Annotated in this window: 9 protein-coding genes and 1 pseudogene; all 10 read right to left on the minus strand. The window is 35.9% G+C overall.

All coding sequences use genetic code 11. The features are described 5' to 3' along the window. Positions 1-189 precede the first annotated feature (189 nt). Positions 190-1,725 carry a pectinesterase family protein gene (locus tag NXV01_RS01100; protein ID WP_259021569.1) on the minus strand — a complete coding sequence of 512 codons (1,536 nt, stop codon included), beginning with the start codon at positions 1,723-1,725 and terminating at the stop codon, positions 190-192. Positions 1,726-1,736: 11 nt separating this feature from the next. Then, positions 1,737-3,169: pseudogene (locus NXV01_RS01105) on the minus strand (glycoside hydrolase family 140 protein). A 79-nt stretch (positions 3,170-3,248) separates the two neighbouring features. Beyond that, positions 3,249-4,649, minus strand: coding sequence for a glycoside hydrolase family 28 protein (locus tag NXV01_RS01110; RefSeq protein ID WP_258978480.1), 1,401 nt, complete (start codon positions 4,647-4,649; stop codon positions 3,249-3,251). Positions 4,650-4,653: 4 nt separating this feature from the next. After that, positions 4,654-5,835 (minus strand): glycoside hydrolase family 105 protein, encoded by a 1,182-nt coding sequence (locus NXV01_RS01115; protein WP_259021570.1) that lies wholly within the window; start codon positions 5,833-5,835, stop codon positions 4,654-4,656. Positions 5,836-6,327: 492 nt separating this feature from the next. Next, positions 6,328-7,419 (minus strand): pectate lyase, encoded by a 1,092-nt coding sequence (gene pelA / locus NXV01_RS01120; protein WP_258978482.1) that lies wholly within the window; start codon positions 7,417-7,419, stop codon positions 6,328-6,330. Continuing rightward, complete coding sequence (locus tag NXV01_RS01125) at positions 7,416-8,843, minus strand: DUF1593 domain-containing protein (protein WP_258978483.1); 1,428 nt, start codon at positions 8,841-8,843, stop codon at positions 7,416-7,418. Before NXV01_RS01125 ends, pelA begins: the two co-directional genes overlap by 4 nt. Positions 8,844-8,949: 106 nt before the next feature. Then, a complete protein-coding gene (locus NXV01_RS01130; protein ID WP_259011188.1) occupies positions 8,950-10,407 on the minus strand; it encodes a pectate lyase in 1,458 nt (485 codons plus the stop codon). Between the two features lie 250 nt (positions 10,408-10,657). Then, positions 10,658-11,932: a nucleoside hydrolase-like domain-containing protein gene (locus NXV01_RS01135; protein ID WP_259021572.1), complete on the minus strand. Its 1,275-nt coding sequence runs from the start codon at positions 11,930-11,932 to the stop codon at positions 10,658-10,660. Positions 11,933-11,999: 67 nt separating this feature from the next. After that, the gene (locus NXV01_RS01140; protein WP_259021573.1) at positions 12,000-13,670 is read right to left on the minus strand and encodes a DUF5123 domain-containing protein; all 1,671 of its coding nucleotides are present in this window, start codon (positions 13,668-13,670) and stop codon (positions 12,000-12,002) included. A 16-nt stretch (positions 13,671-13,686) separates the two neighbouring features. Next, entirely contained in the window at positions 13,687-15,585 is a 1,899-nt protein-coding gene (locus NXV01_RS01145) for a RagB/SusD family nutrient uptake outer membrane protein (protein WP_259021574.1), read from the minus strand. Positions 15,586-15,589: the final 4 nt, after the last annotated feature.

Genomic DNA, 15,589 nt, shown 5'->3' on the forward strand with positions numbered 1-15,589 from the left:
TATTTCATTTAAAACAAGAAAAATCAAGAAAAAACGCTTCTATGTGATTCATAATCATGAGGTCCCCGGTTCAATCCCGGGTCCCGCTACTTGATAAGAATAAGGCATTTGGGAGGCTTCCACTTCTGGGTGCCTTTTTCTTTTTTAGCTCAATTGGTACAGGTGACGCTAATTAACGACCCTATATATTTAATTAGAAACATCAAATCCCTTTTCCATATCTATTGGATTCCACATAAAATCAAACTCATCGTATTTGATCACATCACTCTTTCTCAATTGACTATCAATCTTTTCGTTTTTAGTGTTTCTTTGCAAGGTACATCTGTAAGATATTTTACTTATCTTTTTTAGCATATTTTTCATCTCCGCCGATTCAGGAGTGTTCTCTTTATCAATAATGACACATTCATTCAGTACAGTTTTCTTCCCTCCATGAATAAAACTGGGAATACCCTCTATCTTACATCGCTTAAAATATTTGATCCCACTTCCTATGCAATAAAGCACATTCTTTTTCCCTTTAAAAAAGCAATCTTCAAATTTTACATTATCGCCAGCAATAAAGCAAGTTATTGCCGAGATATCAGATTGTGAGTCATTGTGAAACGTCACATTCTCAACACAAAAACCTGGAGCAAATACATAACAGATAGCAGTGCCCCAATTAATCTCCCTTACATTCCAACAATCATTTCTTTCAGTATGATTACTATGAGAAATAACTACGTCTGACTGTCCCAATAAACTGACATTAACCTTTGATGTTGGAACAATAAGTTTTTCATCATAAATCCCCGGCCGTATCAATATATTTGTACGTTTATCCAAACGGAAATCAGGAACAGAATTTATAGCCTCTTGAAGAGTAAAAAAATCCCCACTTCCATCTTTTGCTACCACAAAATCATAATACCGTACATATTTACCCAATGCCGGAACCTCTCTCGCAATTGCATCTATAAGCAACTTCGCTATTATACGAGCACCATAAACCGACAAATGGGTATTATCCTGCCGGCCTTGCGGGCAGGCAACAATAGCATTTGGCTCTATCCACATATACAATTCCTTACTCTTTTCCGGCCCCATACTACTTATCAAATCATGTGTAATTCGATTTGCATCGACAAACGGCACTTTCATTTCATGTGCGACATTACGAGGTGACTCTAAATAAGCACCATGAGTATCAAATAAAATATTTCCTTCAACTACAGACTCTTTATTATCAGGAATTTTACGAACATCTCTAACAAAAGAAGAGTCCATTTGTGATACAAAATTTCGTCGTACAATAGCATTTAACAATATAGGAGTTGCCCCACGAGCCCTCGTATCACGTACAAAACGACGCAAATTTTCGTCAAATGTCGTTCCCGGTTCTGTATGCCGCGCTCTATCCGCTTTCTCATCATTATGTCCAAACTGTATAATAACATAATCTCCTGGCGACAAACGCTTCAGAACCTCATCCCAATGTCCCTCTGATATAAAACTTTTACTACTTCTTCCATTGCGTGCATGATTTTCCACATAAACTTCCTCTGTGAAAAAGCCTCCTAACATATGCCCCCATCCTCTCTCTTGATTTCCACCAATCAGCGGCTTATTGGACATAGTAGAATCACCAACCATGAAGACTGTTATCACTTTTTTTTCTGTTGTAAATGAAGATAAAATTAATACTATCAACATCACAAATATTTTATTCTTTATATTCATTTTATCCATTTTTATTTAACCAATATTTCATTCCAATATTTGCTAATATATTCTTTATTTATATCCACGGCAATTAATACTCTGTCACTATCCCTTGCATAACTAGTATCACTATAAAAACGAGTAATTTTACTATCATATTCTCCCACATATTTTAAGCTACCATTTTTCGGAGAATACCACCATACATTTTTCTTCTCTCCACTAATCTTGTCCAAATCTATTTCCATAGGACATCCCGTATGATTATATACCAACAGATAATCTTCCCCCCGGGTAGCTATTACACGATCATAACGTTCCCCATTTTGACCTGAAATTATAGTCTGGTCAGGAATACGTTCAAAATAAGGAAATGCAAGAATCAGATTTTTCAAATACTGCATTTGATTAAAGCCCGCATCCTCCAACGCGTGCCACCAAGCCCTATTCGCTCCATAAGAAGGAACTAGCCCCGGACGATAAAACTGCATAATATTATTATTTCCATAAGTATGCCCGCAAGCCCCCGCAAAAACAGACCAATAAGCATATCGACGCACGTCAGTAGCCATCCAACGAGGCTCTCGTATATCATGTAACCCTTGCGGAATGTCTTCATAACTCGGTTCAGCATCAAGTACGGGTTTTAATGGTTTTTGAGACAAGCTATATTCCACAAAGCGCCAGTTATCTTCCTCCGTATTATCTTGAATTGTATAATCCCCATCCCCTTTACGTTGCCCATAACGGCGATGTCCACTCTGAAACATATTAAAGTCCAGCCAATCAGCATTGTTGAACCATGTAGTCGAAACAGTACGCCCAAATGGATGAAATGTCATTAAATGATTCCTGTCAATTGATTTAATAGCATGTGCCAAGGTTTCCCAAACTTCAGTTTTTATATCTCCACGTATATCTCCTCCAATTATCCAAACTATATTAGGAGCATTTTTATACCGTTCAGCTAAAAACTTACCATAGGATTTAGCTTGTTCTACATTCATAAGCCCTCCTTTTACCAGCCCCCCCAAATGCAAACCAACCCAACATAGATACCATTTTCCTCTGCTATTTTAATTATATAGTCCATATGCTCCCAATATCCATATTCATTAGAATGATCTGCCTTGTTACAAACAAATCCGTCTACCATAGAATACTTCCCATACACATTCATGGCAGGCACAGCATTTATTGTTTGTACTTGCACTACATTATATCCAGCCTGTTTGCATTTCTGTAGATAAAAACGAACCTCATCACGATTTAAACGTTCCGGCATCAACCATCCCGTTTCTCCCAACCAAAAAAAAGGTACTCCATTCTCATGCCTCAAATATCTGCCTTCATCGGAGACTATTAACTTTCCATTACTCCAAGGCAGATCAACATTAAACTTTGCTTGTATTGGTAATAGAAGAATTCCTAATGAGTAAATTATAAGTAGAATCTTTTTCATTATGCATTTATTTCTCACTGTTGTCTATAATTTGTAACCTGTTTCTATTAAGAATAACAACTTTTCTCACAATGCAGTTTCAATCTTTATTCCCCACATTCTCACCATTTATAAATAAATTATGAAACCTAACATTGGAAGCACCTTTGATATCATATTTTCGTTCTACATTATTAAACCGACAGTTAGAAAGTTGTATGTTATTTATATTCAAAGTATCTCTTAAACCTATAATCAGTATTCCATAGCGGCTCCTATCACATTGAACATTATCTAAAAAGACATTTTTTACTGAAGGAGGGAAATCTCGACTACAAATTTCATCATGCTGATAATCCAAATTGATTTTTAACACAGCTTCCTTACATTGACCAACCTTAATATTTCGCACATAAATACCGTCTATCACACCACCACGGCAACTATTCGTTTTAACACGAATAACACGCTCTAATTCAGGACTATCCATTTTGCAGTTCTCTACAAAAAGATTCTTAAACCCTCCGGAAATCTCACTTCCAACTACGACTCCACCATGCCCATTTTTCATTGTGCAATTTTTAATCACAATATTTTCACTTGGAATATTCCACTTACGTCCATCAACATTACGCCCAGACTTAATTGCAATACAATCATCACCTGTATCAAAATAACAATCATCTATCAGAACATTATAACATGACTCCGGATCGCATCCGTCACCATTAGGTCCTAAACTTTTAATATGTACTCCACGTACAATAAGATTCTTGCAAAACACAGGATGTATCACCCAGAAAGGCGAATTTTGAAGTCTGACTCCCTCAATCAACACTAAATTACAAGAGTAAAAATTAATCAATTGCGGTCTTAATCCATCTTCTAAAGAAAATATACGTTCTGCCACAGGAACAGCTCCTTCTGAATACATTTGCAGTCTATCACGGCTTCCACTTTTTTGTGAAGGAATGCCCGGTTTCCAACCAAACTTCGGATTACCATTCCATGGCCACCAATTATCATTGGAGCCCTGTCCGTCAATAGTTCCATAGCCAGTAATCGCAATATTAGTTTCTCCATAAGCATATATCATTGGGCGAGTTGTATAACAATCAATCCCCTCCCAGCGTGTTAATACTGGAGGAAAATAAAGTTCCTGCCGTGTTGAGAATTTCACAACTGCACCTCTCTCTAAATGGAAATTCACATTACTTTTAAGAGTAATTGGACCTGTCAAAAATTCCCCTTTTGGTACAATTACGACACCACCCCCATTTTGATTACAAGCAATAATAGCATTATTAATTGCTTCAGAAGCTAATTCAGTGGAGTTTGGCACAGCTCCAAAATCTAAAATATTATATTCTCTATTTGGAAAGGAAGTTTTCTTTATACTCTTGATTATCTTATTAGCCATCCCCCAATTTGAAGTCGCGGCATTTATAGTATTACTACAACTTATCACAAAAAGTGCAATTAATATACTTACGTTCTTCATTTTCTTATTTATTTAATTCAATACAGCCCATTATAAAAGGTCCAATAGCTTTCGGATCATTATCACGAACCGGCTCATTTATATAATATTGAAAACTGCCATCACGATAAGGATTTCCTCCTAAACCAGCAACCATGCAACACTGAGTAATATTAACCGTTCCATCGGCATCAATACGAATCAGTTTCTTCATTATGCCATCATAAGCATCGACGGCAATCTTCATATATTTTTTAGCAAGGTACCCTTTGTTTACAGCTTTGGCTATAGAATACATAAACATAGCAGTAGCCGAAGCTTCCTCATAATTACCTTCACGATCTCCTAGATTTACTATCTGATACCAAAGTCCATCATGCTGATATTTAGACAGAGAATCGGCCAGCCCTTCCACCATAAAAAGTAGATTTTCACGTAATGGGTGATTCTGGGGAACAAAATCCAAAACATCAACCAAAGCCATAAACCACCATCCGATGCTACGCCCCCAAAAATGATAAGATAATCCAGTTTCAGGATCACACCACTTTTGTATTTTCTTTTCATCCCAAGCGTGAAAATACAATCCAGTAATAGAATCATGCATAAAATTCTCTACTATAACAAATTGCATAATTACATCATTTAACAGTTCGGGTTTATTATTAACAACCGCGTACTGTGCCAAATAAGGAGAACCCATATACAAACCATCAAGCCACATTTGCCAAGGATATATCTCCTTATGCCAAAAACCACCTAATGAGTTACGTGGATGACTCAGCATAGTATTATAAAGCATATCCATTGCCTTTTTGTACTTGGGGTTATTTGTTTGCTCATACACATCAAACAATATTTTACCTGCATTAATCATATCAATATTATGCCTACCATTGATATAATCATAATTCATGATCTTTCCCTCATCATTTATCATCATGTCGGCATATTGCTCCACATATTGATAGTATTTTTTATTATTAGCCTGTTTCCATGCTTTAAGCATAGCAAGCGTCACAACACCATGACAATATCCGAAAACAGGGCGTTTTACACTATCTATCCGCCATGCTTCCGGAAAACGTTTCATTTCAGAATCAGCCATTCGCAAATACATTTTTTCTTGTGCAATGGCTCCATTTCCCACAAATACCATCAACAAAATCAGTACAAATACTTGGTATAAAACACCCTTCATCTTCATAATAAATACAGATTATAGATTAATAAATACAAATAAACATCTCTATAGCGTGCCACAATCTTACTCTACTTACCATTCACTCTACTTTGTACGATAGCTTTCATATCTTCATTCAGAAATGGAGTCCAATTTTCCTTTCACCCCATTCCAACAAAGCATATTCGTCAACTTAACACTATCTCCGACTATTCTCAAGTAGAAAAGTATGGTTTCAAGACTCTTACAAAACAAGATTTATACGAAGGCAAGCTCACTTCTTTCATAAAGAGAACCATCAACCCAGCCCCCAATCACCTAACCCTTTCATCATAGTATTCTTACCAACATATTCTAACACATATTCCATCACCAATATAGAGATAGTAATCATAGCTACTTATGAACCAAAACACAATCTATAATGGACTACATTCAGAGTTATAAAACAAACCCTACAAATAACGACAATCGTTTTCGCTTTTTATACAAACAACATTTTCGGATAGGTATTTATCATTCTTTACTAGTTATTTTCATGAGCCATTCCGGGTATGCGTCAAGCACTTTATCGGGTGCAGAATCATACCATGTATATCCTCCACGACGTTCTTTACCAATCTCATTTAGATTATCTTTCTTTACTCCGTCACGATCACAAACAAAAGGTTTTTCTGTTTCCAAATCGTAAAATCTGCCCCACACCCTTTCACCTTTAGATGGAACAAGCCTAGCATTTCTTTCTCCTTGCTCATCACGGTATCGTTCAAATTTCATGTCAACAATTTTATGCTCATCAAACCATTTGACCGCTCCCTTTATCGAAGCAATAATTTCAGGTGAAGGATTAGGTATTTTCATCAAAAGTAATACAATTCCTACAGATTCGACTCCACTAAAAGATGGCAATTCATAGGCACGTGCTTTAGCAGGCTTAAGAGTCTGCTCATCATGTTGCGCACACCAAACTGTAGGCAATCCATTCACTTGGATCTGTGTTTTCAAAATACATTCTACCCCCTTGTCGAAAGCCTGTCTTGCTCGTTTTTTTATTTTTTCCTCTAGCTCAAGAGGACTCAAGGAAGGAGCATCCTCATAAATATCTTTTAAAAGATTCATTATATTCACATAAGCACCATCATTGTAGGTTATATGACCTGAATAAGCTACACTTTTTCCTTTTCGAACAGGACAAAACTGTGGCCAACCACCATTATCATATTGCGCATATAATATGTAATTAAAGGCCTTAAGAAAAGAGTTGCGATACTTTTCTTCTTTTCTATGAGTATAAATTTTGGCTAAAAAACGCATTTCCATTATCGTTGCTTCATTATCAAATGTAGCTCCAATTCCTGATGTTCGTATTTTACTCATCTCTTCACTATTAACATTCGTGTGAAAATTTGTATTTTTAGGCCACCCACCTATTTCTGTTTGATAAAGCAAGACTTTATCTGCAATATGCTTCGCTTGTTCTGTACCGTACCAAGTCTCTGGCATACTACAAGCAACTTTGCGCCATGATAATCCATCCAAATTCTGTTGTGCATTCAATATGACAAAGCATAAACACAACCCAACAGTTATTAATAGCTCCTTTTTCATTTTACATCTATAATTACTCGTCCATATCTTGTTAACGCAGGAGTTCCATTGTCAGTAACAGCTACGATTATATGTATTGTCCCCAACCTTTCACTCTTTGGCACCACAAACCAAGCTTTACCCTTATCCGAATCTTCTATCTCAAGAGGATTGCCTGTACGTGCTGCTGCAATATTGAAAGTGCCTACTTCTGGATAATAAAACCAATGATAAGACAATTTATCACCATCAGGATCAATACTTTTCTCTGCATTCAATTCTATGCGATCTCCTATTTTAGCTATTATCTCTTTGGGACAAGTCATACGAACAATAGGAGGATGGTTAGCATTTTTGTAATCTTTGATCGTCCAATCCATACGGGCTGAGAAGTCATTCTGAAAAGCTTCTCTCCAGCGCCATATAGTAGCCTTGTTACTAGTATGCCAAAAGCCATCATTCCCCATAACTTCATCTTGTACGTCTGTCCAAATAGGACGAGTTTCAGGTTCAATGAACCATCGTTCAGTCCTAGGTAAATAAAACTCATAGCGTCCTCCCCAACTCCCCCAATCCGGGTGCTCTGGATTACCAAGACCATTATCTATCAAATATAAAAATGTAGGCGTATCGCCTTCCATCAGAAATTTCATAGAAGGATATTGTGCTCCCAGAGGTCCCTTACAACGAATATGCTTATCCATCCAAGGATTATCTACGATAGCATAGTCAGCTCCAGTAAAACGTCCATGAAATTTATCACCACTGATTCCACTCCAAGTTCCATAATGATAACCTCCAAAACGATGATAACCAGGACTCACTATATAAAATAAGTCTTTAAATGTTTTTCTAATCCAAACACCACTATCATCCTGATCGGAAATGGAATACACTCTAAGTTTCTTAACAAAAGCTTCTACATCTTTAGTAGGACGGGTTTCTTTAATTTTCCATAAGGCCTGTGCCAAACAGTTAGGTCCTCCCCATATTAATATCCAAACCGGACGTTCATCCTCTCGATCAACAGATTCTATTATTAATTCTGATCCCGTAGAATCCATATCCTTTCCAACAGCATACATACCGTAATCTGCTCGTCCTTCTTTAATCACAGAGAGCAGATGATCAACAGTTGGATACCCAAGTTCATGTTTCAAAAGATTAGGCTGAACCTTTCCATATGCTTCTACAATTTCTCGAAGTCTCCAAGCAGCTATTTTCTTTTTTTGATGAATGGATGTCGTCGCTACAATACCTTCTACCTCCCATTGATTAGAATATGTAAGGAAACGAACTAGTGACATTGCATCATCCGGTTCGTTCTCTATATCCGTTAGTACAATAACTCTAGGCTTTTGCTTAAATGAAGCATAAACAGATGTAAACGGGATCAATAATATCCCCAAAAACAAATACATACAAATATTACTATACACTTTCATATTCAGATATTTATATATTCTATTCAATTATAATACCACATAAAGCCATTAGATTTTTACTTAAACATCACCTTTGCACAATAATTGATATGCAGTTATATATCACTCATTGTATACTATTTAAATAAACTTCGAGATATGTGTATCCATTTTTGGCAATCTTATTACGATCAGAAGGATCATTGGGGTTCAGTCCTTTCTCCTTTTCCCATTCATCTGGCATACCATCATGGTCTGTATCAACAGGCGCAGGTAAACTTTTATATTCAGGCCACCCGCCAACATCCTCTTGAGTATCAATAATGCCACATTTCTTAGTGATATCCGGAATAGGCTTTCCATCAGTCTTATAACCACTACCTTCATAAGTAGCATATCCACCCCGTACCTCAGCTATAATTCTTTCATCAACCAAATCACGCTTAGGCAATATAGAACCAGCATTAGACATGACTGATTCGAAAGCTTCCGCAGGTGTTTCCTGATTTATAGGCATGGAATTCCAAGGTTTATTCAATTTCAACTGCAACAGGTCCCCATTACTAATTTGTACACCTCCATCCCAATTATTGGCTGTAACTTTTGCATTACCTGCCATATAGTTATCAGCTATATACCATTTACCATAACACGGATTACCATTAGAATCCAATGTGGTAGGATTAGCAATACGATAACTTGTCCAATCTGGACGTGTAGCAGGTCCAGGTTTATAATAATTAGCAACTATATTTACTGTAAAACTATTATATTCAGGCATGCTAGAATCAAATCCAGCTCCACCATAACAACTGTTGTAAGCCCAATTGTAAATCACATTATTACGAAAATCATTATATCCGGATCCATCTGAAAAACGCGGATTACGACTAGTATGATGAGCCAATAAATTATGATGATAGGTACTGTTGTTGGATCCCCATATACCACCAAAGCCATGATTGCCTTTTTCATGTTTTGATTTATACAAACTTTCGGCAATAATACTCCATTGGATAGTCACATTATCACAACGATAAATAGAAATACACTCGTCAATACTCCAACTAGCAGAAACATGGTCTATTATAATATTTTTATAATAACGGCAGAATATAGCATCTTGTGCAGAGTCTATATTATCGCCTAAACGTATTCTTATATAACGTATAATAACCTCACTAGCGTCAATTGTAATTTGATAATTCTTCAAGCAAATGCCATCACCTGGAGCAGTCTGACCTGCAATTGTAATATACGGATTCCGAATTCTCAATGGACTTTTCAATTCAATTATACCAGAAACACGAAACACAACAGTTCTAGGTCCTGAAGCTTCGACAGCGGCACGCAAACTGCCATTTCCATCATCCTTCAAATTTGTTACTTCATAAACGACACCTCCACGACCACCTACAGTGTTTTTACCATATCCCTCCGCTGTAGGAAAAGCTAAAACTTCAGTTACTTCCCCATCTTCGACCTCATCAGTCATAGAATTCTCTGCATCCGAAGACGAAGAACAGCTGCATGTCATCAATATGCCAACAAAAGATAAAAACATACAATCCTTTATTAAATTCATTTTACGCATTATTATTACAATAATTTTCATTATATATTATTCAAAATAGATTTCGATATATACCCACCTTAGGAGTTTTTATTGCGATTAGAAGCAAAACTCGCACTAAATAAAGCAAAATTTTACTCCCTTAATAGATTTCTCTCCACCATAGATAGAATTATACCCTCAATTGTTAAAACGCATTATTTTATTCATAATTCGAACAATAAAGGTTATTACAATTTATCCAGAAAAATAAAAGCAAAATTTATTTTAACCAGTTCCATCTCTTCTCCCAATCCAAAAGAACCGTAGTTTTCCATTTTGCTACAGTTTTAAAGCCTTGCCATGGTCCCTCAAAGAGAGATAGTTCAGCTTTATCTGTATACCAGTTTTCGCCTAGTTGATATGCATCTTTTGTTATATACCCCGGCCACATTTTATCAACGACAAATTCACCCTTCATTCCATCAAGTTCCTTAATTTCTGACATGATCTGATATTCCAAAACAGCAGGTGCTTTAGGCACATATTTAACACAATATTTACCATCACCCAAATAATAACCATCCCAATCTTGCTTGTCAATACGAAATGTAAAACAAGGTGTTTCAATATTGTTATCAATCTTTGGTCCCTTAAAATGAAACTCGATAACTGAATAAACAGAAACTGTATCTCTCAATGTAGTATTACGATGAAAGATCTTTCGCGGACTATAAGAAATTCTCTCAAAACTTCCTCCCCATGATTCACCCAAAGGATCACTAGGATCCCCATCCATTATATACAATAAAGAAGGAGTATCTCCCATTTTCACATTGCCATTATAGTAATTTTTAAAGTCTGTACCTAAATTTCCTGCGCCATTTATACATTCTTCATAATATAGTTCATTAAACTTATCTTTCTTATTATTCCCTATAAATCCACGATAAGAAGCATTGTTTTCAATCATCCAAAGATTAGGAAAGTTTTCTACAATATATGTATATGCATTGACACTCCACTTCTTATTAGGACCACCAATCCAATAAACTCGGATATTCGGTACAATATCTGGAGCATCATGTAAAGCCTGAGCTAAATCATCAAGTCCTCCCCATACTAACACCCAAAGAGGCCGTTCACTTTTTTCACGAGCACAGTGAATAATCCATTCTGAACCTTCTGTCGCGTCCGAGAAACCTTTTAATGGTGCTCTTCCCTTTCTCCCCTGTTTACATAATTTACGCAATATTTCAGGTTCTACTAAATTCTCAGCATGCTTCTGCAATTTAAAAAAATCCTTCTCATATAAACTAATCATACGCAATATTTCCTCCTTAGAGCCATCGCCAAAAGAGGGAGAAGAGATTAATCCTTCCAAATCAAAAAGATCACTATACATTAATAAATGAACCATTGATTGATTATCATCCGGGTCTGTCCCACCAATATCTGTACTTACCAATATACGTGCTTTTACAAACTGCTCCTTATTGGTACAAGCAAACAAAATACTAACAAATAAACATACTATCAAAAAAGCTTTTATCCTCATGATTATTTAATAAAATATGTGTGTATGGGGTAGAGAGACACAATATTTCACTACCCCTTTTTACTTTTTATTCAATCCACCTTGGATCACCAATATTATTTAAATATATTACAGAAGACGGGTCTTTTATCTGTAGGATCCCCTTGCTATAATCTACAAATAAATCTTCTTGAGGAACGTTCAAGTTGGTCGTTATTTCTTTACTATTTCTTGAGGATTCAGATGCACTACCTGTACGATAATTGTCCTTATATGTAGTCACTGCACTTCCAGAAAGACACAGTTCATAAAAAGCATACGTATCATTATAAGCATTTTCCACATTGCTAAATAAACATTTCAAGATAGTTATTTGGGATGTCTTCTGAAGTTTATTAGCTTGTATAACACGTGCCCCAGAACCAGGTTGACCTAAAGCCTCAAAAACTGTAACATTTTGCATAAACAATTCAATATCAGTTTTTGAATTACCATAAGCATCCGGTAAAAACAATAGGGTCATTTTGGGCGAATTCATAAATGTAGAATTAGTGATTGAAATTTTATCAATTGCAATGACACCATTCAAATCGCTGAACTTGTCAGTTGCAACTAAAGCTCCCCCCTCCATATCATGAAAAACACAATCATCTATAGTAATATCTATAATTCTTTTATTGTTCCCAACTGATGAATTAACCATAACAAATCCAGATGGGAATGCTGAAATAGAGCATTTTTCTATTTTGAGACCTTGCCAAATATAATTCAATCCATCTGACAATTCATTAATAATCAATGCCACTTCACCTTGTAAGCTAATATTGGTAAAGATAATTTTCCCGGCAGAATTTCCATTTGGAGTAAATGGAGACTTAACATTAATTGTAGTAGTAGTTCCTACAACACCAATTAATTGAAATCCTTTCGTAAATGAGTATCCCTCGAGATCAAAAGATGCTCCTCCTTTTATATAATATGCTTGCCCATCCGGTATATCTTCCCTCGCCTCATTTGCCTTCAAGATAGCATTCAAATCATCATCTGGATTCACTACAATTGAACCTTCCGGTGGACCGGCTGTTTTAAATTTTATAGAATTATATGGCCTTTCATACACATCCTCAATCCTTGAATTATAGACAGTCACCACATAAGTTGTAGCTTCCTTTAATCCTAAAATATTATATGAGCCACGTAAATATTGCTCTTCTGTCAACTCTATTTCAATTGGTTTAGAATAGGTTCCATCCTCATTTACCTCTAATTTAGAAACAGTTATACTGTCAACAGGATACTCATCATTAACATTCCATGTTATTACTACTCCATTTTCCGAAATATTCTTATCTGCCACTTCATTCAAGATAGAAGGTATAGCTCTATCATCCGTAGCTATTTTGACCTCACACCATATCGAAGAAATATCATTTGCAGTATTAGTTTTCAATCTTACATAAAAAAGTGTAGAATAAGGCAATTTAGGACTTTTATAAGAAGTTTCAGATATGGTCACCTCGTCAATCAAGTCTGTATATAAATCATCTTTAAATACCTGTACCGTATATGACTCTGCATTATCTACCTGATACCATAATAATTTAAATGTATTTGCTTCCACAATAGGATATCCTGCTACTAACTTCGGTCTAAATATGCCCTCTTGAAACTGCCGTTCACTATCACTACATGCAAAACATAAAATGATTATCGGCAGAATACTTAATAGCTTTCTAAAGAAAGTAGATGTTTTATTCATAATTATTCATTTTAAATTATTTGAACCCATAATAATTTTTCAGATTTGAATTTGAAGACAAGAAAAGTGTTCCATATGGCATCAAATACGGAACAGGATCTTTCTCCGGATCAATAGCCTCTACTGTTTCCGGTGTAAAATATCCACGAAAACATCTTTTTAATGTTGCACATGGTTCCCATTCAAGTGTTACAGCATTTTGTGTCATAAACGCTTTAGCGAAAGGTTTAGAAGAATACCCCACAGGTGCAACAGACAAACGTTCATACAATCCTAAATATTCTATCTTTTTCTTACCCGGCCTATCAGGGTCATCTATTTGTTTGTAATAAAATACATCAGGAACGTCATAATATTTATTCGCTTCCAGCCCGTTTGCATTTTTCCCCATAGCAATGGCTTCTTTATAGAAATTCACTATGACTTTTCCATATAAATTCCATCTGGCTAAATCATATTTTCTTTTATTCTCACCGCCAAATTCCCATTTACGCTCATCAACAATAGCTTGAAAAAAACTTTCTTTATCAGATTTTGAATTTACATAATTTTCCACTTTTTCATTCCAAATCTTTTCGGGAAAAGCTCTTCTCCTTACCTTTTTAAGTGCTTCCTTTGCAGCATCAGTCGGCCCATTATTGTTTTCATTTACAGCTTCAGCATACATTAATAAAACATCTGCATAACGCATGTATGAAGCATTAACTCCAGTACTTTTTGATGTTGTAGAACCCAAAGGGGTATCCATCCAGATTCTTCTATATTTTCCATCTTTAATGCCCGCCAACTGGTTACTTCCCATTGTAGGCCCAGTCTGATTAAGATTTGAATCATACTTATAGTTTACACAGGTAACATCTCTACGCAAATCATTTTTATCAAAAGAAAGCATATACAAAGTTGATAAACTATAACTTCCACTCGATTTCCCATATGGGTTATTATCACCTTCATCCATTGGAACACCAACATAGTAACAAAACTCGCCACTACCACCACCTTTCAAGACAGGAATATCAAATATAAAATCATCATTATTTAGTGTTTTCCAGTTACATACGAGACGCCAGAATTCTTCATATCCCACATTTAAATTATGGTGTCCTTCAAAAATTACTTTACCTGAATATTTCTCCGCTATCTGATAATACTCTTGCCAATCTTCACTGCGTTCCATTGTACCCACCTCATTCGGATTTTCTTTATTAGGCCGGAGCGTCCATCCGCCGCGCGTCAAGGCTATTTGCGCAATCAAACCCTGACAAAATTCTTTAGAAGCTCGCTCCACACCATAAGTAATATCTTTTGCATACTGCATAACTGGTTCTACACTCTTCAAATCTTCAATTAATGTAGTTAATATCACATCTCTATCTGTAGGAGGAACTTGCATCTCATCATCAGAAGAAGAAGGTTTGAGCAAAAATGGCACATCCCCCCAAGAACGGACTAAATCATGATAAATCATTGCACGTAGCACTTTCGCCTCACCATACAATTGTAAAAGATTAGAAGCCTTTCCTAGATCAGCTTGTGCATATAAAGGAGAATTCTCAATACCATCAATTATAGCATTTGCAAGATTTACAGCTTTATACAATTCAGCCATAACACTAGACAAATTGGAATCAATAGAAGTGGGAGCAAAACAAGGATAATCCTCTCCACGCGCACTTGGGCTCTCACTTACATCCTTAAATTCAACATCTGTATTAGGTAAAAATAAAGTAATCCAACGTCCACTATAAACATTCACTAGTGGAGGATAAATACCTGATACTGCTCTGAAAATCTCTTCTTCAGAATTAAATACATAATTATTATCAAAATTTGAGGGTGAGTCCACATTTAGATAGTCATCACATGCAAATAATGATACCATACATAACAATAATAAATATTTCATTGCATTCATATCT

Origin of the sequence: Bacteroides sp. BFG-606 (assembly GCF_024788145.1) — a bacterium.
GTDB lineage: Bacteria > Bacteroidota > Bacteroidia > Bacteroidales > Bacteroidaceae > Bacteroides > Bacteroides vicugnae.